Source organism: Pseudomonas sp. P5_B2 (genome assembly GCF_056400445.1).
Genome location: NZ_JBFULH010000004.1, coordinates 48809 through 70301, shown reverse-complemented (window position 1 = coordinate 70301; position 21493 = coordinate 48809). Strand labels below are relative to the sequence as shown.

Genomic DNA, 21493 nt, shown 5'->3' with positions numbered 1-21493 from the left:
CCCGCTCCCACAGGGATCTGTGCTGGTAGAATGCCCGCCCTATCTCGCCAAACCGCAGCGCATTCCATGACCCAATCCTCGACCGCCCTCCCCCCTCAAGTCGCCATCATCGGCGGCGGCCCTGCCGGCCTGATGGCGGCTGAAGTGCTGAGTCAGGCCGGGGTCAAGGTCGACCTGTACGACGGCATGCCTTCGGTGGGACGCAAATTCCTCCTGGCCGGGGTCGGCGGCATGAACATCACCCATTCCGAAGCCTACCCGGCATTTCTCTCGCGCTACGCCGAGCGCGCTCCGCAGATTGCGCCGCTGCTGCGATCCTTTGGCGCCGACGCGCTGTGCCAATGGATTCATGAGCTGGGCATTGAAACCTTTATCGGCAGTTCCGGCCGGGTGTTCCCGACTGACATGAAAGCCGCGCCCCTGCTGCGCGCCTGGCTCAAACGCTTGCGAGACGCTGGCGTAGTTATCCACACCCGCCACCGTTGGCTCGGTTGGAATGCCGACGGCAGCCTGAACGTGACGAGCCCCGACGGTGAAAAAAGCCTGACACCTGACGCCACCCTGCTCGCCCTCGGTGGCGGTAGTTGGTCGCGCCTCGGTTCAGATGGTGCGTGGATGCTGCCGCTTGAACAGCGCGGCGTAGGACTTGCGCCGTTGCAACCGAGCAATTGCGGCTTCGAAGTGCAGGCCTGGAGCGAGTTGATGGTCAACAAATTCGCCGGGGCGCCGCTGAAAAACATCGCCATCGGCCTCAATGACGACGTGCCACGGCTCGGGGAATGTGTGATCACGGCAACCGGGATTGAAGGCAGTCTGATCTACGCCCTGTCGGCACCGATCCGCGAAGCCATCAACCTCAATGGTTGCGCGACCATTCATCTGGACCTGCTGCCGGGCAAGCCTGTGGATAAAGTGCAGGCAGCGCTGAGCAAACCGCGCGGTTCACGTTCGATGTCCAAACACTTGCACAGTCAGCTGGGCCTTGACGGGGTCAAAGCCGCATTGCTGCGTGAACTGACACCGGCCGACTGCTTAACCGACCCGGCATTGCTGGCCAAAGCGATCAAGGCATTGCCGCTGACATTGGTGAAAACCCGCCCACTGGACGAAGCCATCAGCAGCGCAGGTGGTGTTAAGTTCGAGTCGATGGATGAGCGGTTGATGCTCAAACAATTGCCTGGCGTGTTCTGCGCGGGGGAGATGCTGGATTGGGAAGCGCCGACGGGCGGCTATCTGCTGACGGCGTGCTTCGCCAGTGGGCGGGCGGCGGGGATGGGGATGGTGGAGTGGTTGAAACAACACCACTGATCGCTCCCACGCTCCGCGTGGGAATGCAGCCATGGACGCTCCGCGTCCAGCGTGACGCAGAGCGTCACAAGAAGCGTTCCCACGCAGAGCGTGGGAACGATCCTTACGTAATCAAGGTTTACGCTTACGCGGCCCGGTATTGAACACCGGCACTTTGCGCACAGGCTTGATCGAAGGCTCCGGTGCCGAAGCATCCCCGCTCTCAACCCACTTGCCCAGGTTGCGCTTGCCGCCGCCACTGGAGGTCTTTGGCTTCTTCGGCTTTTTCGGCTTCTTGACCACCTGACCACTGGCATCGGTATCCGGCACGCGGTGTTCAGGTTCGAAGTCATGTTCCATCTGTCGAGGCAATGTCTGACGGGTCAATGTCTCAATGGCCGATAGCAGATTCACTTCATCGGCGCAGACCAGCGAAATCGCCTGGCCGGTGTTACCCGCTCGGCCGGTACGCCCGATGCGGTGGATGTAGTCCTCGGCCACGATCGGCAGATCAAAGTTGACCACCAACGGCAAATCTTCGATATCCAGACCACGTGCCGCGACGTCGGTGGCGACCAGGATCTGCACTTCACTGGCCTTGAAACGGTCCAGTGCGCGCTGACGGGTGGCCTGAGGCTTGTCGCCGTGGATGCCGTCGGCATTGATGCCCAGGCCCTGGAGTTTTTCCACCAGTGCGTCGACACCGTTGCGGGTCTTGGCGAACACCAGCACCTGCTTCCACTTGCCTTTGCGCAGCAAGTGAACGAACAGCTCCGGCTTGCGCTTCTTGTCGACCGTCACCACCCACTGTTTAACCGTGTTCGCGGCTACGTTACGCGGGCTGACTTCGATGCTCAGCGGATCGTTGAGCATCTGCCCGGCCAGGGTGCGGATCGCATCGGAGAACGTCGCCGAGAACAACAGCGTTTGACGTTTCTTCGGCAGCGCCTTGTAAATGTTGCCCAGCTCCTCGGAAAAGCCCAGATCGAGCATGCGATCGGCTTCGTCCAGCACCAGGGTTTGCAGCTGATTGAACTTGAGCGCGTTCTGACGGAACAGGTCGAGCAAGCGGCCCGGCGTGGCCACCAGCAGGTCGACGCCTTTGCGCAGTTTCATCATTTGCGGGTTGATGCTGACGCCGCCGTACACCGCATAAGTGCTCAACGGCAGGTTCTCGGCGTACTGACGCACGGCTTCGTGAACCTGTTCCGCCAGCTCGCGGGTCGGCACCAGAATCAGCGCGCGTACCGAGTTGGCGGTGACTTTCGGCCCTTCCATGGCCAGCAATTGCAGGAGCGGCAACGCAAAACCGGCGGTCTTGCCGGTGCCGGTCTGGGCCGCGGCCATCAGGTCGCGACCGGCCAGCACCGCCGGAATGGCTTGCGCCTGAACCGGCGTCGGGGTCTGGTAGCCGAGCGTCTCGAGAGAGCGCAGCAAGGGTTCGATCAGGCCAAGGGTGGCGAAAGTCATGGGATTACCGTAGGAGAATTCAGCGCGGGTTTTTCAAAACAAGTGTGCAAAACAAGATGCAATGGCGCGCAGTTTACCCTAATTCACACGGGATTCTGTCGGTACGACTACAGCCGGCTGCTCAGGCGCCCGGCGCCACTGCGGCAAACCGATCAACACCACCGCGCTGATGATCACCAGCATCGCCAGCCCTTCTTCGATGCCGATGGTCTCGCCAACAAACACGATGCCCAACAACACCGCCACTGCCGGGTTGACGTAGGCATAACTGGTCGCCGCCGCCGGACGCACGTTTTTCAACAGATACATATAAGCGTTGAACGCGATAATCGAACCGAAGAACGTCAGATACGCCAGGGCCGCCCACCCTTGGATCGGCGGCAGGGCTTGCAGATGCTCGCCGCTCAGCGCACTACCGATTAACAGTACGACGCCGCCGACCAGCATTTCCACAGCGCTGGCCATCGCTCCCTCGGGTAATGGCAAGTGTTTGCTCCAGACCGAACCGAACGCCCAGGAAGCCGCTGCCAGCACCAGCAAGGCCGCGCCCAGCGGGCTCGATTGCAGGTTTGAGCCGAGATTCAACATGGCAATGCCGACCAGCCCCAGTGCAATCCCGGCCCATTCGAGACGGGTATTACGCGCGCCCCAGAAATATCCGCACAACAAGGTAAACAACGGCACCGTCGCAATCGCCAAGGCTGCCACACCGGAGGCCACCCCCATGTGTTCGGCCACAGTGACTCCGCCGTTACCGCCAGCGAGCAGCAAGACCCCGATCATGCCAGCCGCTTTCCACTGTGCCCAGGTCGGTGCCGGCGCCCCGCGCCAGCGCAGGAAGGCATACATCAGCGTCCCGGCGACCACAAAACGGATTCCGGCCAGCAACAACGGCGGCCAATACTCCACACCGATGCGGATCGCCAGATAGGTTGATCCCCAAATCACGTACAACGCGAAGAAAGCGGCGATCAACGGTAAGGGAAAACGACGTAAGCCAGGCATGATCAGCTCGATGAAAAGGCAATGTGAACAGCTATTCTAGAAAGGCCAATAGCGAAAAATAAGTTACAAAACCTGTTTATAGCGCCGGTACACTTTTCAAAACACGGAGATCGGCGTTATAAACCGTGCTTTCGAAAGTCAGTCATTTTTCAGGTGCACGACGATGGATAAATACGACCGCATGCTCCTCGCCGCCCTGCTGGAAAACGGCCGTGCGTCTTACGCCGACCTCGCGCGCAAGGTCAACCTGTCCGCCCCGGCCGTGGCCGAACGCGTGGCCAAACTGGAAGCCAGTGGCGTGATTACCGGTTACCAGGCGAAAGTCGACATGGCCAAGCTCGGTTTGCCGATCCAGTGCGTGATCGAACTGCGCCTGAACCAGCATGGCAATCAAAAGGCCTACGACGACTTGATCAAAATCCCGCAATTGACCGAGTGCCACCGGGTCACCGGCGATCCATGCGTGATCATGCAGGCGGACTGACACACCGCTTTCGCGAGCAAGCCCGCTCCCACAGGGGATTTGTGGTGGGTTTAGAAACCGCGATGGCGCTTGAGATGTTCATTGATCTTCGCTGCCGGCACTTTCTGCAAGCTGCACAGCAAATCATGGGACAACTCGCGCAACCCATGCTTGCGCCGCAGCTCTTCAGCCAGATGCGCCGTCAGGTTGGCAGCCATCTCGGCATCAGCCATGGCCCGGTGGGCCTTGCCGGTATTGGGCAAGTTGGCGAACGTGGTGAGGGTGCCGAGTTTGTGGTTCGGCGCAGCTGGCATCAACCGCCGGGCCAATAGCAGCGAGCAGGCAAAGTTCTGCAAACGCGTGCGCTTGATCTGCCCCAGCTCAAAGTCCCAGAACTTCTGGTCGAATGCAGCGTTGTGCGCCAGCAGCGGCGTGATGCCGACGAACTCGTTGACCTCGTTCATCACCTGTTCGGCCGACGGCGCGGTGCGCAGCATGGCGTTGCTGATGCCGGTGAGTTGCTCGATGAAGGCCGGCACACGCACGCCGGCATTCATCAGGCTCTGGTAACGCTCGACGATGCGCCCCTGTTCAAGAATCACCACGGCAATTTCCGTGGCCCGGCAGCTGCTGCTCGGGGAGATCCCGGTGGTTTCAAAGTCGATGACTGCTATGCGTTCCAAACCTGTTTCAACTCCGTAAAAATCAATTCTTGAGCAGCAACGCGCCTTCGATGGGCACGTAACGGCTGGCGGCGCGGATCAGCGAATTGGCGGTCAGGCCCGGTACGCCGTAGGCCACCGCTTGTACCCCGTGTTTGCTGATGATGCGCTCCAGCAGCATGTCAAAATCCCCGTCGCCGGAGGCCAGCACCACTTCGTCGACATGATCGGCGGCGTCCATGATGTCGAGGGTGATGCCCACGTCCCAGTCGCCCTTGGCCGAACCGTCGCTGCGCTGGATGTAGGGCTTGAGCTTTACGGTGAAACCGAGGTTGCGCAGGATCTGCTGAAACTGCTGCTGTTTGCTGTCACCACGATCGATCGCGTAGGCATAGGCCTCGACAATCTCGCCCTGTTTGCTGATGTCAGCCCACAACGCGGCGTAGTTGAAGTGGCAACCATAGGCCTGACGCACGGTGTAATAGAGGTTTTGAACATCGGCGAACACTGCGATTTTTTTCACCGCGGACTTCCTCTTGGCGCACAGGCGCGCAGGCGAGATCAGGCACCGGGCCCGAAAAGTTGCCCAGTATGCCAGCCCGAAGGATTGTTCCGCGAATAATCGGCCCGGGGCACGGTCGCGCCCCGGACGAATGGCGTGTCAGACGAAGGAATCGTCGTCGCCGCCGAAGAATGACGAATCATCATTGCTGTAATCAGTGTCGGCAAAACCGCCTTGATCGCTGGAGTTATCAGCCGTGCGCTGGTCGTCGCCCCAGCCATTGCCGCTGTCGTTCTGATCGTTGACCTGAGCCGGCTCTTCCTTGATCACTTCAGCCACTTCCGGCTGCTGATTTTGATGGAACAGACTGCTGATGCCTTGTGCCAGCATCACGCCACCCGCCACGCCGGCTGCAGTCTTCAACGCACCACCTAGAAAACTGCCGCCCCCCGCCGGAGCTTGCTGTTGCGGGGCGTAATTTTGTTGAGGAGGCGCTGCGCCGAAGTTTTGCTGTGACGCTTGCGAATTGAACGATGGCCGTGCCGGTTCGCGCCAGCCGCCCGTGGATGGCGCTGCACTCTGGGTCGGAGTTGGCTGTGGATCGCGGGCACTGCCACCGAAGATGCTCGACAAAAAGCCACCACCGCTCGACGCCGGCGCCACTGTCTGAGCCTTGGCCGATTGTAATTCGGCCTGCAATTGCTGCACCTGCCGTGTCAGTTGTTTGTTCTGTTCGTCGAGGCTCTTGAGGGCGGCTTCTTGAACCAGAATCGCCTGGGTCATGAAATAGCCGGCCGCAGGCTGGCGAGTCAGGTGTTCCTTGATCCGCGCCTCAGCCTGGGTGTCGCGCGGGGCTGAATCCGTTTCGGCTTGTTGCAGCCGGGAAAACAGTCCATCGATCAGGGTTTGTTCTTCGCTGTTCATGGCGACCTCGTAGATTGCCGGGAAAATCGTCGCCCTTCTCCATTGTGGAAAAGGTGCTCATCGGTAATGGAGGCGGGTACAGGTTGTTTCAATGAGCTTTACCGAACGTTTACGTTTGCGTCCCAAAGGGTTTCATCGGTTAAAGTGGGCCACTGCTTCCAACCAGCGATACCGACTGATGAATCCGTTAGATGTACTGCGAGACTCCCTGTATTTCTTCAAGCGCAATCTGGGCCAGATCGTGCAACTGTGCTTGCCGCTGGTGATCTTCGAGTCACTGCTGCAACAAGTTGTCAACCACACCACCGAGCCGGACAGTTTTCCCGGCGTCAGTGTGATCGTCGGCTTGCTGGTTTATCCGCTGTACACCGCCGCCCTGATTCTGTTTCTCGACGCCCGCAGCCGTGGCGAATCGCCGGGCAATCGCGCTTTGCTGTCCAGAGCCGCTTACTTGTGGCCGCGCTTCGCCCTGCTGACCGCCCTGAACACCCTGCTGATCTTGCTCGGCCTGTCGCTGTACTTCCTGCCCGGTATCTATCTGATGGTGACCTTGGCGTTCGGCGAATACCTGCTGGTACTGCGAGGCCTTGCTCCGCTGGCGGCGATGAAGGAAAGCTTGCGCCAGACCCGTGGCCATTTCATGCGCATCCTGGTGTGCATTTTGTGCGTGATGGGACCGTTGTGGCTGCTCAAGGGCGCAACGCTGGCGATATACCCCGAGCCGCAAAACCCGGTGGTCTCGATACTGATCGACAGTGCCCACAGCTTCCTGCAACTGTTCACCAGCGTGGTGCTGTTCCGCTTGTTCATGCTGATCAGCGAGGTCCCGGAAAAAATCGACGGGCCACTCTGACCTTGGGTGACCACCCGTCACTCGGTTATGCTCGGGGTCAATTTCCGTAACGCTATAAGCCGAGCCATGACCCGACTACTGCGCTACACCTTGCTGGGATTGTTGATCGTGATCGGCCTGACCAGCGTGATGATTTACAGTTGGACCTGGCGCCCCGAAGCCAGGGAAGTGCTGCCGGTCGGTTGCAGCACCCCGGCACCCGCCCTGGCTCCTGGCCAGGCGCTGAAGGTGATGACCTGGAACGTCCAGTACCTGGCCGGCAAGCGTTACGTGTTCTGGAATGACCTCGCTTCCGGCACCGATGACTCCCCCACCCCCGAAGACATGGCCTTCAGCCTCGATGAAGTGGCGCGGGTGATTCGCGACGAGCAACCGGACGTCGTGCTGTTGCAGGAGCTCGACGACGGCGCCAAGGCCAGCGATTACCAGAACCAGCTCAAATTGCTGCAGGAACGGGTCGCCGACCTGTATCCATGCAGCGCCCACGCCTTCGACTGGAAGGCGGACTTCGTCCCGGACCCGCACATCTTCGGCAGCGTCGGCCGGCAACTGGCAACCCTCAGCCGCTACCAGATCAAACACGCCGAACGTCTGCAATTGCCGGTCGAACCGGCCAACGTGATCAGTCGCCAGTTCAAACCGAAAAACGCCGTGTTGGTGACTTATCTGACGTTGAACGACGGCGGTCAGATAGCAGTTCTCAATACCCATCTGGACCGCGTTATCCCGCCCGACGAAACGCTACAGGCCCAAGTAACGGCTATTGCCAAAGTCCTCGACAAACTAGAAAGCCTTGGCACACCGTGGCTGATTGGTGGCGACTTCAATCTGTTGCCGCTGGGGCAATACCAACGCCTGCCCAGCGAGCAGCGCACCCCCTACTCCGCCGACAGCGCCCTGCATGTGTTGTGGGATAAATACCCGATGATTCCGACCAACAACGAAGCCGGTGGAATCGACCGCGCACGCTGGCTGACCCACTACCCGAACGATCCGGGACTGAACGGCCCGGATCGAACCGTCGACTATTTGTTCTACAGCCCACGCATCAAACGGGTCGAGGCGACGGTGAGGCAGGACGATACGTTGCGCATTTCCGATCACCTTCCCGTCATTGCTCGGTTCCTGTTGCCGGCTAACTGACAATGCAAAAACATGTGGGAGCAGGCTTGCTCCCACAGGGTTCTACGCAATTATTGACGAACTATTTACGCGGTTTGATCCGCGCAGTCGCTTCGGCCACCAAAGGATCATCCGGCCAATAGTGTTTCGGATACCGCCCCTTCAAATCCTTCTTCACCTCGGCATAGGTGCTGCGCCAGAAGTTCGCCAGATCCTGAGTCACCTGCACCGGCCGCCGCGCCGGGGACAGCAGATGCAGCTTCACCACTTGCCGGCCACCCGCAATGCGCGGGGTCTCGGCCAGGCCAAACAACTCCTGCAAGCGCACCGCGAGAATCGGCGGTTGCTCGCTGTAATCCAGACGAATCGACGAACCCGACGGCACACTCAAATGATGCGGCGCCAGCTCATCGAGCCGTTGCGGCAGCGGCCACGGCAGCAGGTTGTGGACGATGCTCGACAGGTCCAAATTGGCGAAGTGACTGAGCCGCGAGACTTTGCCCAGATACGGCATCAGCCACTGCTCGAGGCTTTTGAGCAGCGCGGTGTCGCTGACATCCGGCCACTCGCTTTCGCCCTTGCCGGCCATATCCAACTGGCGCAACAACGCGACCCGCGCCTGCCACTGACGTAGCTCCGGGGTCCATGGCAGCAACTCCAAACCTTTACGCCGCACCAGATTGACTAACGCCTGGCTGCGGGCGGTTTCATCGAGACCGGTCAACGGCTCGCGACAGAGGATCAATTCGCCGACTTTGCGCTGCCGCTCGGCACGCAACACTCCTTCACGCTCGTCCCAATCCAGTTGATCGACGATGCGCACTTGCTCGGCGAGTACCGAATCGAACAGCGCCGGATCAAAATCCGCCGCCAGATAAATCCGCTCCTCACGCTGGCCCTGTCGGCTGCCTAGATCAGCGATCACCAGCCATGCCTGTTTCATCAAGCTGTCAGCCTCGGCGAACAACGCCGCACGGCCGTTGGCCAAGCGATATTCCGCACCACCGGCACGGCGTTGCTGGGCGACACGGTCGGGATAGGCCAACGCCAGCAGCGCGCCGAGCCAGCGCGGATGATCGGGATCGCTGACCGGTTCCGAGGCTTTACCGCGCAGGTAACCGCGATACTGTCGCGCCAATTGCCGAGCGCGTTGCACACCGCCCTGAGCCCCCCGAGCGGCGCGTTCTTGCCCGGACAACAGCGCCAGGCGGCTGTGCAGATCGGCGCCCGCACCGCGCAAAATATCGCGCTCGCCGAGCAACGCCGCGACATCGCAGGCCATGTCGGCCAAACCGAGTGCCTGCCCACGCAACAGCAAATGCGCGATCCGCGGGTGCGCCGGCAGCTCCGCCATTGACTGACCGTGACGAGTCAGCGCTTCGCCATCCAATGCGCCCAGTCGATCCAGCAAATCCTGCGCCTGTGCATAAGCGGCGGCCGGAGGTACGTCCAACCAAACCAACTGACCCGGCGTCACGCCCCAACGACCGAGTTGCAACGCCAGGCCGGCGAGGTCCGCCGAGAGAATTTCCGCACTGGCATACGCCGCCAGTTGCTCGTGCTGATCCTGCGACCACAAGCGATAACACACCCCCGGCTCCAAGCGCCCTGCCCGGCCCGCGCGCTGAGTGGCGCTGGCCTTGGAGATACGCTGGGTGTCGAGACGGGTCATGCCGCTGCCGGGATCGAAATGCGGCACCCGCGCCAGTCCGGCATCGATCACCACCCGCACGCCATTGATGGTCAGGCTGGTCTCGGCGATGTTGGTCGCCAGCACCACTTTGCGCTTGCCGGACGGTGCCGGATCGATCGCCGCGCGTTGGGCATTCAGATCCAGTTCACCGTGCAGCGGGCAAAGCAGCACCTGCGAGCTATCGCCCAGCGCATCGGCCAGTTGCTGATGCACGCGACGGATTTCCGCTTGTCCCGGCAGGAACACCAACACGCTGCCGGTTTCGTCGTTCAACGCCTCAAGGATGGTCTGCACCAGCCGTGGCTCGATGAATTCACCAGCCTGAAACGGCCGGCCCCAGCGCATTGCCACCGGGTACATCCGGCCTTCGCTGCGCAGGATCGGCGCGTCGTCGAGCAACCCGGCCAGGCGTTCGCCTTCCAGAGTCGCCGACATCAAAAGAATTTTCAGTGGCTGATCGTCGCGAAACAGCTCTCGGCCATTCAGGCTCAGGGCCAACGCCAGATCGGCGTCGAGGCTGCGTTCGTGGAACTCATCGAAGATCAGCAGGCCAACGCCTTCCAGCGCAGGGTCATCCTGCAAACGGCGCGTGAGGATGCCTTCGGTGACCACTTCAATGCGGGTGTTGGGGCCGACTTTGCTGTCCAGCCGAATCCGATAGCCGACGGTTTCACCGACCTTCTCGCCCAACTCACTGGCCAGACGCTCGGCCGCCGCCCGCGCTGCCAACCGGCGCGGTTCAAGCATCAGAATGGTCTGCCCGGCCAGCCAGGTCTCGTTGAGCAAGGCCAAGGGCACGCGGGTGGTTTTACCGGCGCCGGGCGGTGCTTCGAGCACGGCTTCGTGGCGTGTCGCCAAGGCTTCACGCAGGGCGGGTAAAACTTCATCAATCGGTAAAGAAATCATGCTGGCTCCCCAGGGCGTGCCCACAGTAAATTGCGAGTCACGTTGAAGCTGTGGGCGTGCCAGGCAAGGCGCGGGACGCAGGTAAGGGTCGTTTCCTTGCCAAGTCCCGCAACGCAGCATGGCGCATCCACAGCTTCAGCCCGGAGGGCCGAACCCCGATAACCTTCATCAGCCGTTGCGCGTTGTCGATCTGAAAAAAACAACATCAATCCTCAACTATCCCAATGGGAGTGAGACGCGGCYGCAATTTACTGTGGGCACGCCCTGCCGGCGCGAGTATAACGGCGAACTGCTCGGCTTTTATCACGGTCCTAATTCATAACGACGTCGCTTCGTTTTCCAGATGACCCAGGAGATTTCATATGCGTGTTCCCTTTCGCTTGATTGGCGGTGTATTGGTCGCAACTCTGCTGACCCAGGTTACCGCTTGCGGCTCGATTTTCTTCCCCGACCGCCGTGGGCAGATCGACGGCAAGATCGACCCGGTTGTTGCGGCACTGGATGCCGTAGGCCTGCTGTTCTACATCATCCCCGGCCTTATCGCTTTTGCGGTCGACTTCGCCACCGGCGCGATTTATCTGGAGCCTGGCAAGACCGCTCAGGTAGCCCCGGAAAAACTCAAGGAAGCGATCGGCGCCGACGGCAAGGTCGATAACCACAAGCTGCAGACTATTCTCGAAACGGAACTGGGCCGCAGCTTCCCGCTGGACGACCCACGCCTGATTCAACACAAGGGCAGCGCCCAGCAACTGGCGATGTTCGGCCTGCAACCCGCCGCGTAAACCAGAAGGAAAAGCCGCACTTATGATTTCCAGCTCCGAACATGCCCGCCTGCTGCGGCTGGCCACCCGCGCCTCGGTGGCGGTGGCGTGTACGCTGATCGTCGCCAAAGCCATCGCCTGGTGGTTGAGCGGTTCGGTGAGCATGCTCGCCGGGTTGACCGACTCGGCGCTCGACGGCGTCACGTCGCTGCTCAACCTGCTGGCGGTGCATTACGCCTTGCGCCCGGCCGATGACGATCACCGTTACGGGCATGGCAAGGCCGAGTCGCTGGCGGGCATGGCCCAGGCATTGTTCATCGGAGGCAGTGCGGTGTTGATTGCCTTGCAGGCGTTTGAACGACTGCAACATCCGGAACCGGTGGGCGCGCCGTGGATCAGCATCGGGGTGATTGTGCTGTCCCTGGCGCTGACGCTGGCGTTGCTGATGTTGCAATATCGCGTCGTCAAGGCCACCGGCTCCAACGCAGTGCGCGCGGACTCACTGCATTACCGCTCGGACATGCTGCTCAACGGCAGCATTCTGGTGGCGCTGGTGCTGGCCGGGTTTGGCTGGCATCAGGTCGACCCGTGGTTCGGCCTGGGGATTGCCGCGTACATTCTCTGGAGCGCGATTCAGATCGCCCGGGAAAGTTTTACGGTATTGATGGATGAGGAACTGCCGCCAGATGTCAGCCAGCACATGCTCGAACTGGCGTGCAGCGTGCCGGGGGTTTTGGGTGCGCATGATCTGCGCACGCGGGTTTCCGGTAGCCAGTGGTTCGTGCAATTGCACTTGGAGTTGCCGGGGGATTTGACCTTGTCAGTCGCCCATGGCATCAGCGATCAGGCCGCCGATGCGATTCACGCCGCCTACCCCCGAGCCGAAGTGCTGGTGCACGCCGATCCTATGAGAGCAGCTTCGAGCTACAAGCCTTAAGCTTGAAGCTTATATCTGCTACTGAACCTGATAACCACGGCTGCTCAAGCAGTTGCCTTGGGCCTGGCGATAGTTTTGAACCACCGATGGGTCCGGTTGATAGGTCGCGGTTCGCGGGTCAAAGCCACTCTGCTGCACCGCGTATTGATAGCACTCGTAACCATCCTGATTGACCTGCTCTGCCGACTGCCCGTTGGCTGGATACGCCTCCACGTCATATCCGTTGCTGGCGACTTGCGGCTGCTGTTGCGGTTGCAAGGTGCCAGCTGGTGGCTCGACCACGACGTAATCCCGCGTGCTCTCCTCATAGGCGTAATACGAGCCTGCCGCCAGGAACAGTACAGTCCCGCCGATCAACACCTGCTCCGCGTACTCCGGCAAATAGCTGACGCGAATCCCGTGCGGTGGTTCAACCACCACATAGCGTGGGCCCAGCGGGCGATACCAGTAACCGCCAGAGTAGAAATAATCCATGCCATGGTAAGGCACGCGATACTCGCGGTCCGCAAAGCGGTCGATCACGTGTCCGGGGCGATATTGCGGGCCGGGGGCCCAGCCATTAGCGCGGCCACTCGGTCGACCCTGCCAATGATTGTCACTGGATGGAACGCCGATATAGCCGTTCCAGTGCTGATTGTTGTCATTGCGCCGCGGCACGTCCTGATAGTAACCACGCTGTGGCGGCTGGGTCTGGCGCACGGTGTCGGGACGGGGTTGAATCGGCAGGTCATTGGCCGGCAGTTGTGGCGGGGGCGGAGGCGATCGAACCGGATTGTTGAAGTCGGGCTGCGGACGGCTCTGCCACTGGCCATTGTTCTGATGCTGGCCGTAGTGCTGGGATTGGCGGTTATTGTCGCCACGATTGACGTCATTGTTTTGCGGGGGCGGCTGATTATTACCGCCATGGCCCTGGCCGTTTCCCTGATGGCTGTCCGACCCTTGCTGGCCGCCATCGGGCCCACGGTTTTGCTGATCATCGGCCAGCGATTGCGCAGTGACACTGGCGCACAACACACCAACACCGGCTAGACGCCAGATGCGCGACTTCATGCTTTTCCTCACTGCGGGTTAGGGCCTGTAGGTAAGACTGGAAAAGCACAGGCCGGTTCTGCAACAGGTTATCAGTCGCGAAACTTATTTATTGAGGGCAGAACAGAAATCGCACGCAAAAGAAAAGGGAGACCCGTCGGCCTCCCTTTGAGAACTTCGTCCGTGCTCGACGCTTTTGACGCCGGCTCACCTCACGCCGTCTTCTGGACAGTGTGCAGCTCGGGGGCCGGCACATCCCCGGTGGGGGTAGCGGCCGCGACTGGCCTGGTTGGGCGAGCCGCTGTGGACTGTTTGTCCGAGCARTGATTCTGGTGATAAGAATAGGCCTGAGGCGCCGGCAGAGGATTGCGAAGATTGCTCAAATAAACATCACTTGCGCAATTTTTAACCCTGGATAGATAATCTGCCGCAATAGTTACGACAAAGGACTGATTGATGAGCAAACTCGACCGATACGACTTGAGCATTTTGGCGGAATTGCAGCGTGATGCGCGCATCTCCAACCAGGAACTTGCCGAACGCATCGGCCTGTCGCCTTCGCCATGCTCGCGCCGGGTCAAGCAACTGGAGGACGATGGCTACATCTCCCGCCAGGTCGCTCTGCTAGACCGCAAGATGCTCGGTCTGAGCCTGACGGCTTACGTGCTGATCGGCATGGACCGGCACACACCGGAACGATTCGAGAACTTCGAAGCGGCGATTCGTACCTTGCCGCAGGTGCTGGAATGCAGCCTGGTAACGGGGATGGATGCCGACTATCAGCTGAAGGTGGTGGTGCCGGATATGGATCACTATCAGAAACTGCTACTGGGGCATCTGACGCGAATTGACGGGGTGACCAGCGTGCGGTCGAGTTTTGTGTTGAACCAGGTGCTCAATAGCACTGAACTGCCTTTAACTCATCTGCGCAGTTAAGGACGCATTCGCGAGCAAGCCCGCTCCCACATTTAATTTCGGGCGTTCACAAATTCTGTATTCACAGAAGATCCAGTGGGGGAGCGGGCTTGCTCGCGAAGGGGCCGGCCCAGGCGACAAATGCCTGCGGCACACCGACGCAGGTCCATGCTGCACCATTCCAGCATGGCGTATACTCGCCGCGCCCTTTTAGCCCTGCCCGCGCTGGAGAAGTACGATGGATCCTGCAGTATTTGAAGAGTGGATGATGACTGGCCTTGTCAGCATCCTGATCATTTTCATGGGTTTCATCGTCTGGGATCTGGCGAAGAAGTCCAAGGCCGGGCGCTTTGGCTCGCTCATTCTGTTCTTTGTCCTGGGTCTGGGCGTGGCCGCGTTCATCATCAAGAGCGTAGTGATCGGACTGATCGAATCCGGCACGTTATAAGCGCGCGGGCACTTCTTTCCACTGGCCCTGATCGAGCCCTTCGATCGTCCAGTCGCCGATTCTGACCCGCACCAGACGCAATGTCGGCAAGCCGACCGCCGCCGTCATGCGCCGCACCTGACGGTTTCGCCCTTCGCGAATCACCAGCTCCAGCCAGCTTGTCGGCACGCTTTTGCGAAAGCGCACGGGCGGGTTGCGTGGCCACAGTTCGGGCTCTTCAAGCTGCCGCGCCTCGGCGGGCAAGGTCATGCCGTCGTTCAGTTCGACACCATCGCGCAACCGCTGCAATTGCTCGGCACTTGGCTCGCCTTCGACTTGAACCCAATAGGTCTTGGCCAGTTTGTGTTTCGGGTCGGCAATCCGCGCCTGGAGCTGGCCGTCGTTGGTCAGCAACAGCAAGCCTTCGCTGTCACGGTCCAGCCGTCCCGCCGGGTAAATCCCCGGGATGTCGATGTAATCCTTGAGCGTCGCCCGCCCTTCGCCGTCGCTGAATTGGGTCAGCACATCAAATGGTTTGTTGAACAGAATCAGCTTCGGCTCGGCCGGCGGCGCTTTGGCGACACGGCGCGGGGCTGAAGACGGACTGTTCGCGCCAGGACGGCGAGAAGCGGGACGTTGTGGACGAGACATGGGGTAAGGAACATCTAACGGTCAGGGCTGCTAATGCTAGTGCCCTGACCGCCAAATGACCATGACTGTTAGCGGAACGGTGGTTCGTCGAAGCTGCGCAGTTTGCGCGAGTGCAGCGAATTGAGTTCAGTGCGCAACAGGTCCACTGCCTCGATGCCGATCTTCAAGTGCTGGCTGACCGCACGCTCATAGAACGCGTTGGCCGAACCCGGCAGCTTGATTTCGCTGTGCAACGGCTTGTCCGAGACACACAGCAACGTGCCGTACGGCACACGCAAACGATAGCCTTGGGCGGCAATGGTGCCGCTTTCCATGTCCACCGCTACCGCGCGAGACAGGTTGATCAATGGGCGCTCCTGCGCCCAACGCAATTCCCAGTTACGGTCGTCGTAGGTCAGCACGGTGCCGGTGCGCAGACGTTTCTTCAGCTCATCGCCTTTCTCGCCAGTGACGTTGGCCGCCGCTTGTTGCAACGCCATCTGCACTTCAGCCAAGGCCGGAATCGGAATGTTCGGCGGCACGACCCGGTCGAGAATCCCGTCGCGGCGCATGTAAGCGTGCGCCAGTACGTAGTCGCCAATGGTCTGCGACTGACGCAAGCCGCCGCAGTGGCCGATCATCAGCCAGCAGTGCGGACGCAGCACCGCCAAGTGATCGGTGATGTTCTTGGCGTTGGACGGGCCGACGCCGATGTTCACCAGCGTCACGCCGTGGCCATCGCTGGCGATCAGGTGATAAGCCGGCATTTGATAACGGTGCCAGACCACGCCCGCCGCAATCGCCGACGCTTCGCCGTGATCCATGCTCTTTTCGATGATCACGTTGCCGGGCAAGACCATGCGCACAAAACGCGGGTCGCTGCGCAATTGCTCCAGGCCATGGACGATGAACTGGTCAACGTAGCGATGGTAGTTGGTCAGCAGGATCCACGGCTGCACATGACGCCAGTCACTGCCGGTGTAATGCACCAGTCGACGCAGGGAGAAGTCCACCCGCGCCGCATCGAACAGCGCCAGTGGCAGCGGGTCGGTATTTTCCCAATCGTACAAACCGTCGGCAATGCCATCGGTCGCGGCGGACAAATCGGTACTCGGGAACACCCGCGCCAGCACGGCAGCGGTCACGCCGGAGCCAGCCAGTTCATCGCCCTGCTCGACCACGTACGGATAAGGAATGTTTTGCTGACTGACGCCGACTTCGACGGTCACGGTGAAGTCGTGCATCAACGGCACGAGCTGTTCCAGAAGGTATTTACGAAAAGCCGCTGGATGGGTGACGGTGACGCTGTAGGTTCCCGGCAGTTGGACCTTGGCATAGGCGCGCGTGGTCTGCGGGACTTCGCCCTGGCAGAGATAGGTCAGACGCAGTTCGGGATAACGAAACATCGCACGCTGTTCAGCGTCCGGCTCAACTCGATCCTTGAGATAACGCTTGAGCGCCTGATTCAGCGCAGTGGTTGCACGATTGTGCAAGAGCGCAAGCCGGTCCACGGCTTGCTCKGCGGTTTGAACGACAATAAAAGCTTCGGTCACGATCAGCATCCTGTGTTCTGACTTGCAGACCTTCATCTTGCCTGCATCGTCGCTTCACGGGAACAGTGGCGGCTACACAAATGCCAAGTCCAGCGCAGAACCAATGTGTGTGCGGGCTTGCTCGCGAATGCGGTGTCACATTCAACATTGATGTTAACTGACAGTCCGCCTTCGCGAGCAAGCCCGCACACACATTGGTTGGGTGGTGCTCATGAATCCGTGGTTAAAAACCTTGCGGGGTCGACCGGGCCACAATCGCCTCTACATCCAGCCCACGCGGCAACGCGCCATACACCCGACCGGCGGAACCCAGGCGACTGGCGATAAACGCGTCACTGACCGCCGCATTCCCCGCCTCCAGCAACAGCTTGGCTTGAAGCCCCAAAGCGATGTCTTCGGTGAGCTGCCGCGCTCGGTATTGAATATCGCTGGTGTCCTTGAACGCCGCCTGCAACTGGCTGATGTGCGCGGCCAGGCGTTTGTCGCCATGGCCATCGCCCAACTCGCTGAATAGCACGTCGAGCACACCTGGCTCTTTCGAAAGCGCCCGCAGCACATCCAGGCACTGCACGTTGCCGGAACCTTCCCAGGTCGAATTGACCGGCGCCTCACGGTAAAGGCGCGGCAGGATGCTTTCTTCGACGTAGCCGGCGCCGCCCATGCATTCCGCGGCTTCGTTGATCATGGCGGGGGCGCGTTTGCAGATCCAGTATTTGCCCACTGCCGTCACCAGTCGGGCGAATTTCGCTTCCTGGCTGTCGTCCAGATGATCCAGCGCCTTGCCCATGCGCAGGCTCAAGGCCAGGGCGGCTTCGCTTTCCAGCGCCAGATCGGCGAGCACGTTTTGCATCAACGGTTGTTCGCTGAGCAGCTTGCCGCCGACCGAACGGTGAGCGCAGTGATGGCTGGCCTGGGTCAGGGCCTGGCGCATCAATGCGCTGGAGCCGACCATGCAATCGAATCGGGTCATGGCGACCATTTCAATGATGGTCGGCACACCCCGCCCTTCCTCGCCGACCATCCACGCCAGCGCACCACGGAATTCCACCTCGCTGGAGGCGTTGGAGCAATTTCCGAGTTTATTTTTCAGACGCTGGATGTAGAACTGATTGCGCGTGTCGTCGGGGCGATGGCGCGGCAGCAGGAAACAGGTCAATCCCTTGTCAGTCTGCGCCAGGGTAAGGAAGGCATCGCACATCGGTGCCGAGCAGAACCACTTGTGGCCGACCAGTTCGTAAGCCTGTCCCGGACCGCCGGCGCCGACCGGATACGCCTTGGTGGTGTTGGCCCGGACATCGGTGCCGCCCTGCTTCTCCGTCATGGCCATGCCGATGGTCACACCGGCCTTGTGCGCCATGCCGACGTTGCGCGGGTCGTATTCGGTAGACAGGATTTTCGGCAGCCACTGCTTGGCCAGGTCCGGTTGCAGGCGCATCGCCGGGACGCTGGCAAAGGTCATGGTCAATGGGCAACCGCTGCCGGCTTCAGCCTGGCTGTGCAGATAGGTCATGGACGCGCGAGCCACATGCGCACCGGATTGCGGATGCGCCCAAGGCAACGAAGTCAGCCCATGCTCGACTGCGTTGCGCATCAATTGATGGTAGGCCGGGTGGAACTCCACCAGATCGATACGATGGCCATAACGGTCATGACTGACGAATACCGGTTTGTTCTGGTTCGCCAGAAACCCTGCCTCCATGAGCGGCCCGCCGGACAGTGCGCCATACGCGTCGATCCGCGACTCGGCCCAACCGGCCCCGAACCGCCGCGACCATTCTTGCAACGGCAAGTCGATGCGATAAAGGTTGGTGCCGTCCAGCGACGGTGGCTGGTTGGTGACTTCGTGGGTTTCGGCGAACTGATGCAGGTTCATGACGGGGCTCCTTTGGGTCAGCCTAGGGCGTCAGTTAAGCACTGCCCCGTGGCCGAACAAAGTGGCATATCCGCCGAACTGTCGGCGCTTTCGCCCTAGCCTGGATACAAAACCCGACGATAGAGCGCCGCCTGCAAATCTTCGAATTTCACCGGTCTGCTCAGGTAATCGATCAAGTCGCCGGTCGGGCAGCGCTCACGATCAGCACTCAGTGCCACCACGAACACAGGCAATTCGGCGCAACCCGGCAAGGCGCGGATCCGGCAGCACAGGGAGATGCCGTCTTGAGGCGGCAACTGACAATCGACCAGCACCGCATGAAAGGTTTCGCGCTGCAACTGATCGAGCGCGTTCAGACCATTGTCGGCGGAACGCACCCGGAACCCGAGTTTGAGCAACATGCCGCGCATCACTAACTGATTGACGCTGTTGTCATCCACCAGCAACACGCTGCAATCCTACGGCAAGCGCAAACGCGCAAGATCACCGCTCATTAACGGTACGGGCGGGCGCTCTACAACCGGCACTTCAAAATCGACATCAAGCTGGAAGCGGCTACCACTGCCCGGCTCGGAGCGGTGCGTAAGGCGCCCACCGAGCAGCTCGACCAGTTGCCGACAAATCGCCAGCCCCACGCCCAAACCGCCGTATTCGCGAGTCATTGAACCGTCGAGCTGGAAAAAACGCTGATACAGCGTCGCCTCCCCCAGATCAGTGAAGCCGATACCCGTATCGATAACCGCAAACGACAACGACAACCGACCGTTTTCCACCGGCTTGCCCGTCACCCGTAGCGCCAGCCCACCGACCCGGGTGAACTTGATCGCGTTGTCCAACAGGCATTCCAGGCATTGCGTCAGTTTGGCGCTGTCACCGTACAAGCGATCCGGCAGCCCCGAGATTACGTCGACTTTGAAGTCCAGCGACTTGCTTGATGCGTTGCCCTCGAACTGTACCCGCAAGGAGTCGACCACACCCCTCAAGCTGAACGCTGCCGGGGAGGCCTTGAGCTTGCCGGCCTGCAATTCGGTCAAGGTCAGGATGCCATTGACCATGCGCATCATGTCCCGCGCGGAACCGGCGGCGGTTTGCTGGTATTGCTCCAGCTCAGAGTCCATCTCCACGGTTTGCATCAACTCCAGCGAACCGATCACACCGTTCATGGGGGTGCGCAATTCGTGAGTCAGTGTGGCGAGGAATTCGTCTTTGAGCTGGTTACTGTGAGCCAGTTGCTGGTTCAACACTTCGAGTTTTTGACCCGCATCAAACAGCGTTTGTGCTTGCTGTTCGCGCATGGCGTTGATGCGATCGGCCAAGGCCAGCGACAGCAACGCGACTTCGATCGCTGAGCCGATCTGGCTCGAATACATGGTCAGGAACACGTTGGGCAGGTAACCCAGCACCATCAGCGTATTGACGATGCCACCGAGCAAAAATGCCGACCAGGCAATGATGAAATACCGCGCCACACGCAAGCCACGCAACCAGACACACAACCCGGCGGCGAAAATCACCACCGTGAAGATCAAGGCCAAGGCAGTGGCCAGGCGCAATGCCAAGGCGTAACTGGCCATCAATGACAGGCCGATCACCACCGCGCTGAATGCAATCAATGCCAGCAGCAAGCGATCGAGCCAGCGCCCGTAAGACCTTGTCTGCAAGAAGCTACGGGCGAACTGGCTGCCAAACAGCCCGGCGCAACCGACGAAGAACGGTGTGGCGGCGTTGGCCCACCACGGGTTATCCGGCCAGAAATACTCCACGGCCGCGCCGTTGACCGACAACTGATACAACCCGAATGAAGCGATGTAGAAAATGTAATAGAGGTAGCTGGTATCGCGCACGCTGAGGTAGATGAACAGGTTGTAAACCAACATCCCCAACAACACGCCATAGATCAGCCCCAACACATAAAGCCGCACCGGCTGCTCTTCGAGGAAAGCGGTGCTCGACCATAAGGTGACCGGCGCCTGGATCGAGCCTTCACTTTGCAGGCGCAGGTACACCGTTTGTGCCTGGTCAGGGGTGAAATTCAAATCGAACAGGTAGTTGTTCTGGCGAATCTCGCGCGTGGCAAACGGCAAGGCATCGCCGGTCTGCCGCACCAATTGATAGCTGCCCGTGGCATCGGGCAAGTACAGATCAATGTGATCAAGGGGCGGATAGGCCAGTTCAAGCAACCAGGTGCGTTGTGCCTGCGGGTTGGTCGGGCGATAGTGCAGGTCGATTTTCAGCCAGAACACCGAACGCGAATAGCCGGCGTTGAGTGTCGCTTTATCGTGGGTTTTAAAGTTACCGGCCGCGGCTTGCGCACGGACATCGGCGATGGTCGCCTGACCGCCCGCGTCTTCGAACACCTGCAGGCTTCGACCCAAGGGCAGGCTTTGAGTGAACTCGTCGAATTCGACAGCGCTCACCATGAGGGGCAAGCAAAGCAGCAACATCAGCAAATAGCGCATTTAAGCCCCAGCGTGGCCTGTC

Annotated in this window: 17 protein-coding genes and 2 pseudogenes; 8 read left to right on the top strand and 11 right to left on the bottom strand. The window is 60.3% G+C overall.

Translation table 11 applies throughout. From position 1 onward, the window contains the following. The first annotated feature begins 66 nt into the window (after nt 1-66). Nucleotides 67-1308 carry a TIGR03862 family flavoprotein gene (locus tag AC1DRJ_RS01410; protein WP_477800463.1) on the top strand — a complete coding sequence of 414 codons (1242 nt, stop codon included), beginning with the start codon at nt 67-69 and terminating at the stop codon, nt 1306-1308. Nucleotides 1309-1419: 111 nt separating this feature from the next. On the opposite strand, the gene AC1DRJ_RS01405 is transcribed toward AC1DRJ_RS01410, so the two are convergent. Next, nucleotides 1420-2757 (bottom strand): RNA helicase RhlE1, encoded by a 1338-nt coding sequence (locus AC1DRJ_RS01405; RefSeq protein WP_007946624.1) that lies wholly within the window; start codon nt 2755-2757, stop codon nt 1420-1422. 78 nt (nt 2758-2835) lie between these two features. Further along, the gene (gene yedA / locus AC1DRJ_RS01400; RefSeq protein ID WP_477800462.1) at nt 2836-3762 is read right to left on the bottom strand and encodes a drug/metabolite exporter YedA; all 927 of its coding nucleotides are present in this window, start codon (nt 3760-3762) and stop codon (nt 2836-2838) included. Nucleotides 3763-3925: 163 nt separating this feature from the next. On the opposite strand from yedA, the pseudogene AC1DRJ_RS01395 reads away from it, so the two are divergent. Further along, a pseudogene (locus tag AC1DRJ_RS01395) lies at nt 3926-4240 on the top strand (Lrp/AsnC family transcriptional regulator); the annotation flags it as partial. Between the two features lie 56 nt (nt 4241-4296). Here AC1DRJ_RS01395 and AC1DRJ_RS01390 read toward each other — a convergent pair. From AC1DRJ_RS01390 to AC1DRJ_RS01380, 3 genes are all read right to left on the bottom strand, one after another. Continuing rightward, nucleotides 4297-4908, bottom strand: coding sequence for a 3'-5' exonuclease (locus tag AC1DRJ_RS01390; RefSeq protein WP_477800461.1), 612 nt, complete (start codon nt 4906-4908; stop codon nt 4297-4299). A gap of 22 nt (nt 4909-4930) precedes the next feature. After that, entirely contained in the window at nt 4931-5410 is a 480-nt protein-coding gene (locus AC1DRJ_RS01385; protein WP_007946629.1) for a LabA-like NYN domain-containing protein, read from the bottom strand. Between the two features lie 138 nt (nt 5411-5548). After that, nucleotides 5549-6313 (bottom strand): DUF2076 domain-containing protein, encoded by a 765-nt coding sequence (locus AC1DRJ_RS01380; RefSeq protein ID WP_477800460.1) that lies wholly within the window; start codon nt 6311-6313, stop codon nt 5549-5551. Between the two features lie 178 nt (nt 6314-6491). On the opposite strand from AC1DRJ_RS01380, the gene AC1DRJ_RS01375 reads away from it, so the two are divergent. Then, nucleotides 6492-7166 carry a hypothetical protein gene (locus AC1DRJ_RS01375; protein ID WP_477800459.1) on the top strand — a complete coding sequence of 225 codons (675 nt, stop codon included), beginning with the start codon at nt 6492-6494 and terminating at the stop codon, nt 7164-7166. 66 nt (nt 7167-7232) lie between these two features. After that, complete coding sequence (locus AC1DRJ_RS01370; RefSeq protein ID WP_477800458.1) at nt 7233-8309, top strand: endonuclease/exonuclease/phosphatase family protein; 1077 nt, start codon at nt 7233-7235, stop codon at nt 8307-8309. 61 nt (nt 8310-8370) lie between these two features. Here AC1DRJ_RS01370 and hrpB read toward each other — a convergent pair whose 3' ends face one another. After that, nucleotides 8371-10887: an ATP-dependent helicase HrpB gene (gene hrpB, locus AC1DRJ_RS01365; protein ID WP_477800457.1), complete on the bottom strand. Its 2517-nt coding sequence runs from the start codon at nt 10885-10887 to the stop codon at nt 8371-8373. A 362-nt stretch (nt 10888-11249) separates the two neighbouring features. Between hrpB and AC1DRJ_RS01360 the strand changes: the two genes are divergently transcribed. Both AC1DRJ_RS01360 and AC1DRJ_RS01355 read left to right on the top strand, forming a co-directional pair. Further along, nucleotides 11250-11669, top strand: coding sequence for a polyribonucleotide nucleotidyltransferase (locus tag AC1DRJ_RS01360; protein WP_477800456.1), 420 nt, complete (start codon nt 11250-11252; stop codon nt 11667-11669). A gap of 22 nt (nt 11670-11691) precedes the next feature. After that, nucleotides 11692-12585: a cation diffusion facilitator family transporter gene (locus AC1DRJ_RS01355; RefSeq protein ID WP_477800455.1), complete on the top strand. Its 894-nt coding sequence runs from the start codon at nt 11692-11694 to the stop codon at nt 12583-12585. An 18-nt stretch (nt 12586-12603) separates the two neighbouring features. Here the strand turns inward: AC1DRJ_RS01355 and AC1DRJ_RS01350 are convergent, their stop codons facing one another. Beyond that, on the bottom strand, nt 12604-13635 hold the full coding sequence (locus tag AC1DRJ_RS01350; RefSeq protein WP_477800454.1) for a DUF6515 family protein: 1032 nt from the start codon (nt 13633-13635) through the stop codon (nt 12604-12606). Nucleotides 13636-14070: 435 nt separating this feature from the next. Between AC1DRJ_RS01350 and AC1DRJ_RS01345 the strand changes: the two genes are divergently transcribed. Continuing rightward, the gene (locus AC1DRJ_RS01345) at nt 14071-14550 is read left to right on the top strand and encodes an Lrp/AsnC family transcriptional regulator (protein WP_150744035.1); all 480 of its coding nucleotides are present in this window, start codon (nt 14071-14073) and stop codon (nt 14548-14550) included. A gap of 217 nt (nt 14551-14767) precedes the next feature. Next, nucleotides 14768-14977: a DUF2788 domain-containing protein gene (locus AC1DRJ_RS01340; RefSeq protein ID WP_007946638.1), complete on the top strand. Its 210-nt coding sequence runs from the start codon at nt 14768-14770 to the stop codon at nt 14975-14977. Here AC1DRJ_RS01340 and AC1DRJ_RS01335 read toward each other — a convergent pair. The 4 genes and pseudogenes from AC1DRJ_RS01335 to AC1DRJ_RS01320 form a co-directional block, all read right to left on the bottom strand. Then, nucleotides 14972-15607 carry a pseudouridine synthase gene (locus AC1DRJ_RS01335; RefSeq protein WP_477800453.1) on the bottom strand — a complete coding sequence of 212 codons (636 nt, stop codon included), beginning with the start codon at nt 15605-15607 and terminating at the stop codon, nt 14972-14974. The two genes, AC1DRJ_RS01340 and AC1DRJ_RS01335, sit on opposite strands and share 6 nt — an antisense overlap. 68 nt (nt 15608-15675) lie before the next feature. After that, nucleotides 15676-17175 carry an AMP nucleosidase gene (gene amn, locus AC1DRJ_RS01330; RefSeq protein WP_477800452.1) on the bottom strand — a complete coding sequence of 500 codons (1500 nt, stop codon included), beginning with the start codon at nt 17173-17175 and terminating at the stop codon, nt 15676-15678. 187 nt (nt 17176-17362) lie between these two features. Further along, nucleotides 17363-19012, bottom strand: coding sequence for an acyl-CoA dehydrogenase family protein (locus AC1DRJ_RS01325; protein ID WP_477800451.1), 1650 nt, complete (start codon nt 19010-19012; stop codon nt 17363-17365). 95 nt (nt 19013-19107) lie between these two features. Continuing rightward, nucleotides 19108-21471, bottom strand: a pseudogene (locus tag AC1DRJ_RS01320) (hybrid sensor histidine kinase/response regulator). Between the last annotated feature and the right edge of the window lie 22 nt (nt 21472-21493).

Coding starts and splice junctions, on each gene's coding strand:
- AC1DRJ_RS01410 (WP_477800463.1), top strand. CDS start 67: ATGACCCAATCCTCGACCGCCCTCCCCCCTCAAGTCGCCATCATCGGC.
- AC1DRJ_RS01405 (WP_007946624.1), bottom strand. CDS start 2,757: ATGACTTTCGCCACCCTTGGCCTGATCGAACCCTTGCTGCGCTCTCTC.
- yedA (WP_477800462.1), bottom strand. CDS start 3,762: ATGCCTGGCTTACGTCGTTTTCCCTTACCGTTGATCGCCGCTTTCTTC.
- AC1DRJ_RS01380 (WP_477800460.1), bottom strand. CDS start 6,313: ATGAACAGCGAAGAACAAACCCTGATCGATGGACTGTTTTCCCGGCTG.
- AC1DRJ_RS01375 (WP_477800459.1), top strand. CDS start 6,492: ATGAATCCGTTAGATGTACTGCGAGACTCCCTGTATTTCTTCAAGCGC.
- AC1DRJ_RS01370 (WP_477800458.1), top strand. CDS start 7,233: ATGACCCGACTACTGCGCTACACCTTGCTGGGATTGTTGATCGTGATC.
- hrpB (WP_477800457.1), bottom strand. CDS start 10,887: ATGATTTCTTTACCGATTGATGAAGTTTTACCCGCCCTGCGTGAAGCC.
- AC1DRJ_RS01360 (WP_477800456.1), top strand. CDS start 11,250: ATGCGTGTTCCCTTTCGCTTGATTGGCGGTGTATTGGTCGCAACTCTG.
- AC1DRJ_RS01355 (WP_477800455.1), top strand. CDS start 11,692: ATGATTTCCAGCTCCGAACATGCCCGCCTGCTGCGGCTGGCCACCCGC.
- AC1DRJ_RS01350 (WP_477800454.1), bottom strand. CDS start 13,635: ATGAAGTCGCGCATCTGGCGTCTAGCCGGTGTTGGTGTGTTGTGCGCC.
- AC1DRJ_RS01345 (WP_150744035.1), top strand. CDS start 14,071: ATGAGCAAACTCGACCGATACGACTTGAGCATTTTGGCGGAATTGCAG.
- AC1DRJ_RS01340 (WP_007946638.1), top strand. CDS start 14,768: ATGGATCCTGCAGTATTTGAAGAGTGGATGATGACTGGCCTTGTCAGC.
- AC1DRJ_RS01335 (WP_477800453.1), bottom strand. CDS start 15,607: ATGTCTCGTCCACAACGTCCCGCTTCTCGCCGTCCTGGCGCGAACAGT.
- AC1DRJ_RS01325 (WP_477800451.1), bottom strand. CDS start 19,012: ATGAACCTGCATCAGTTCGCCGAAACCCACGAAGTCACCAACCAGCCA.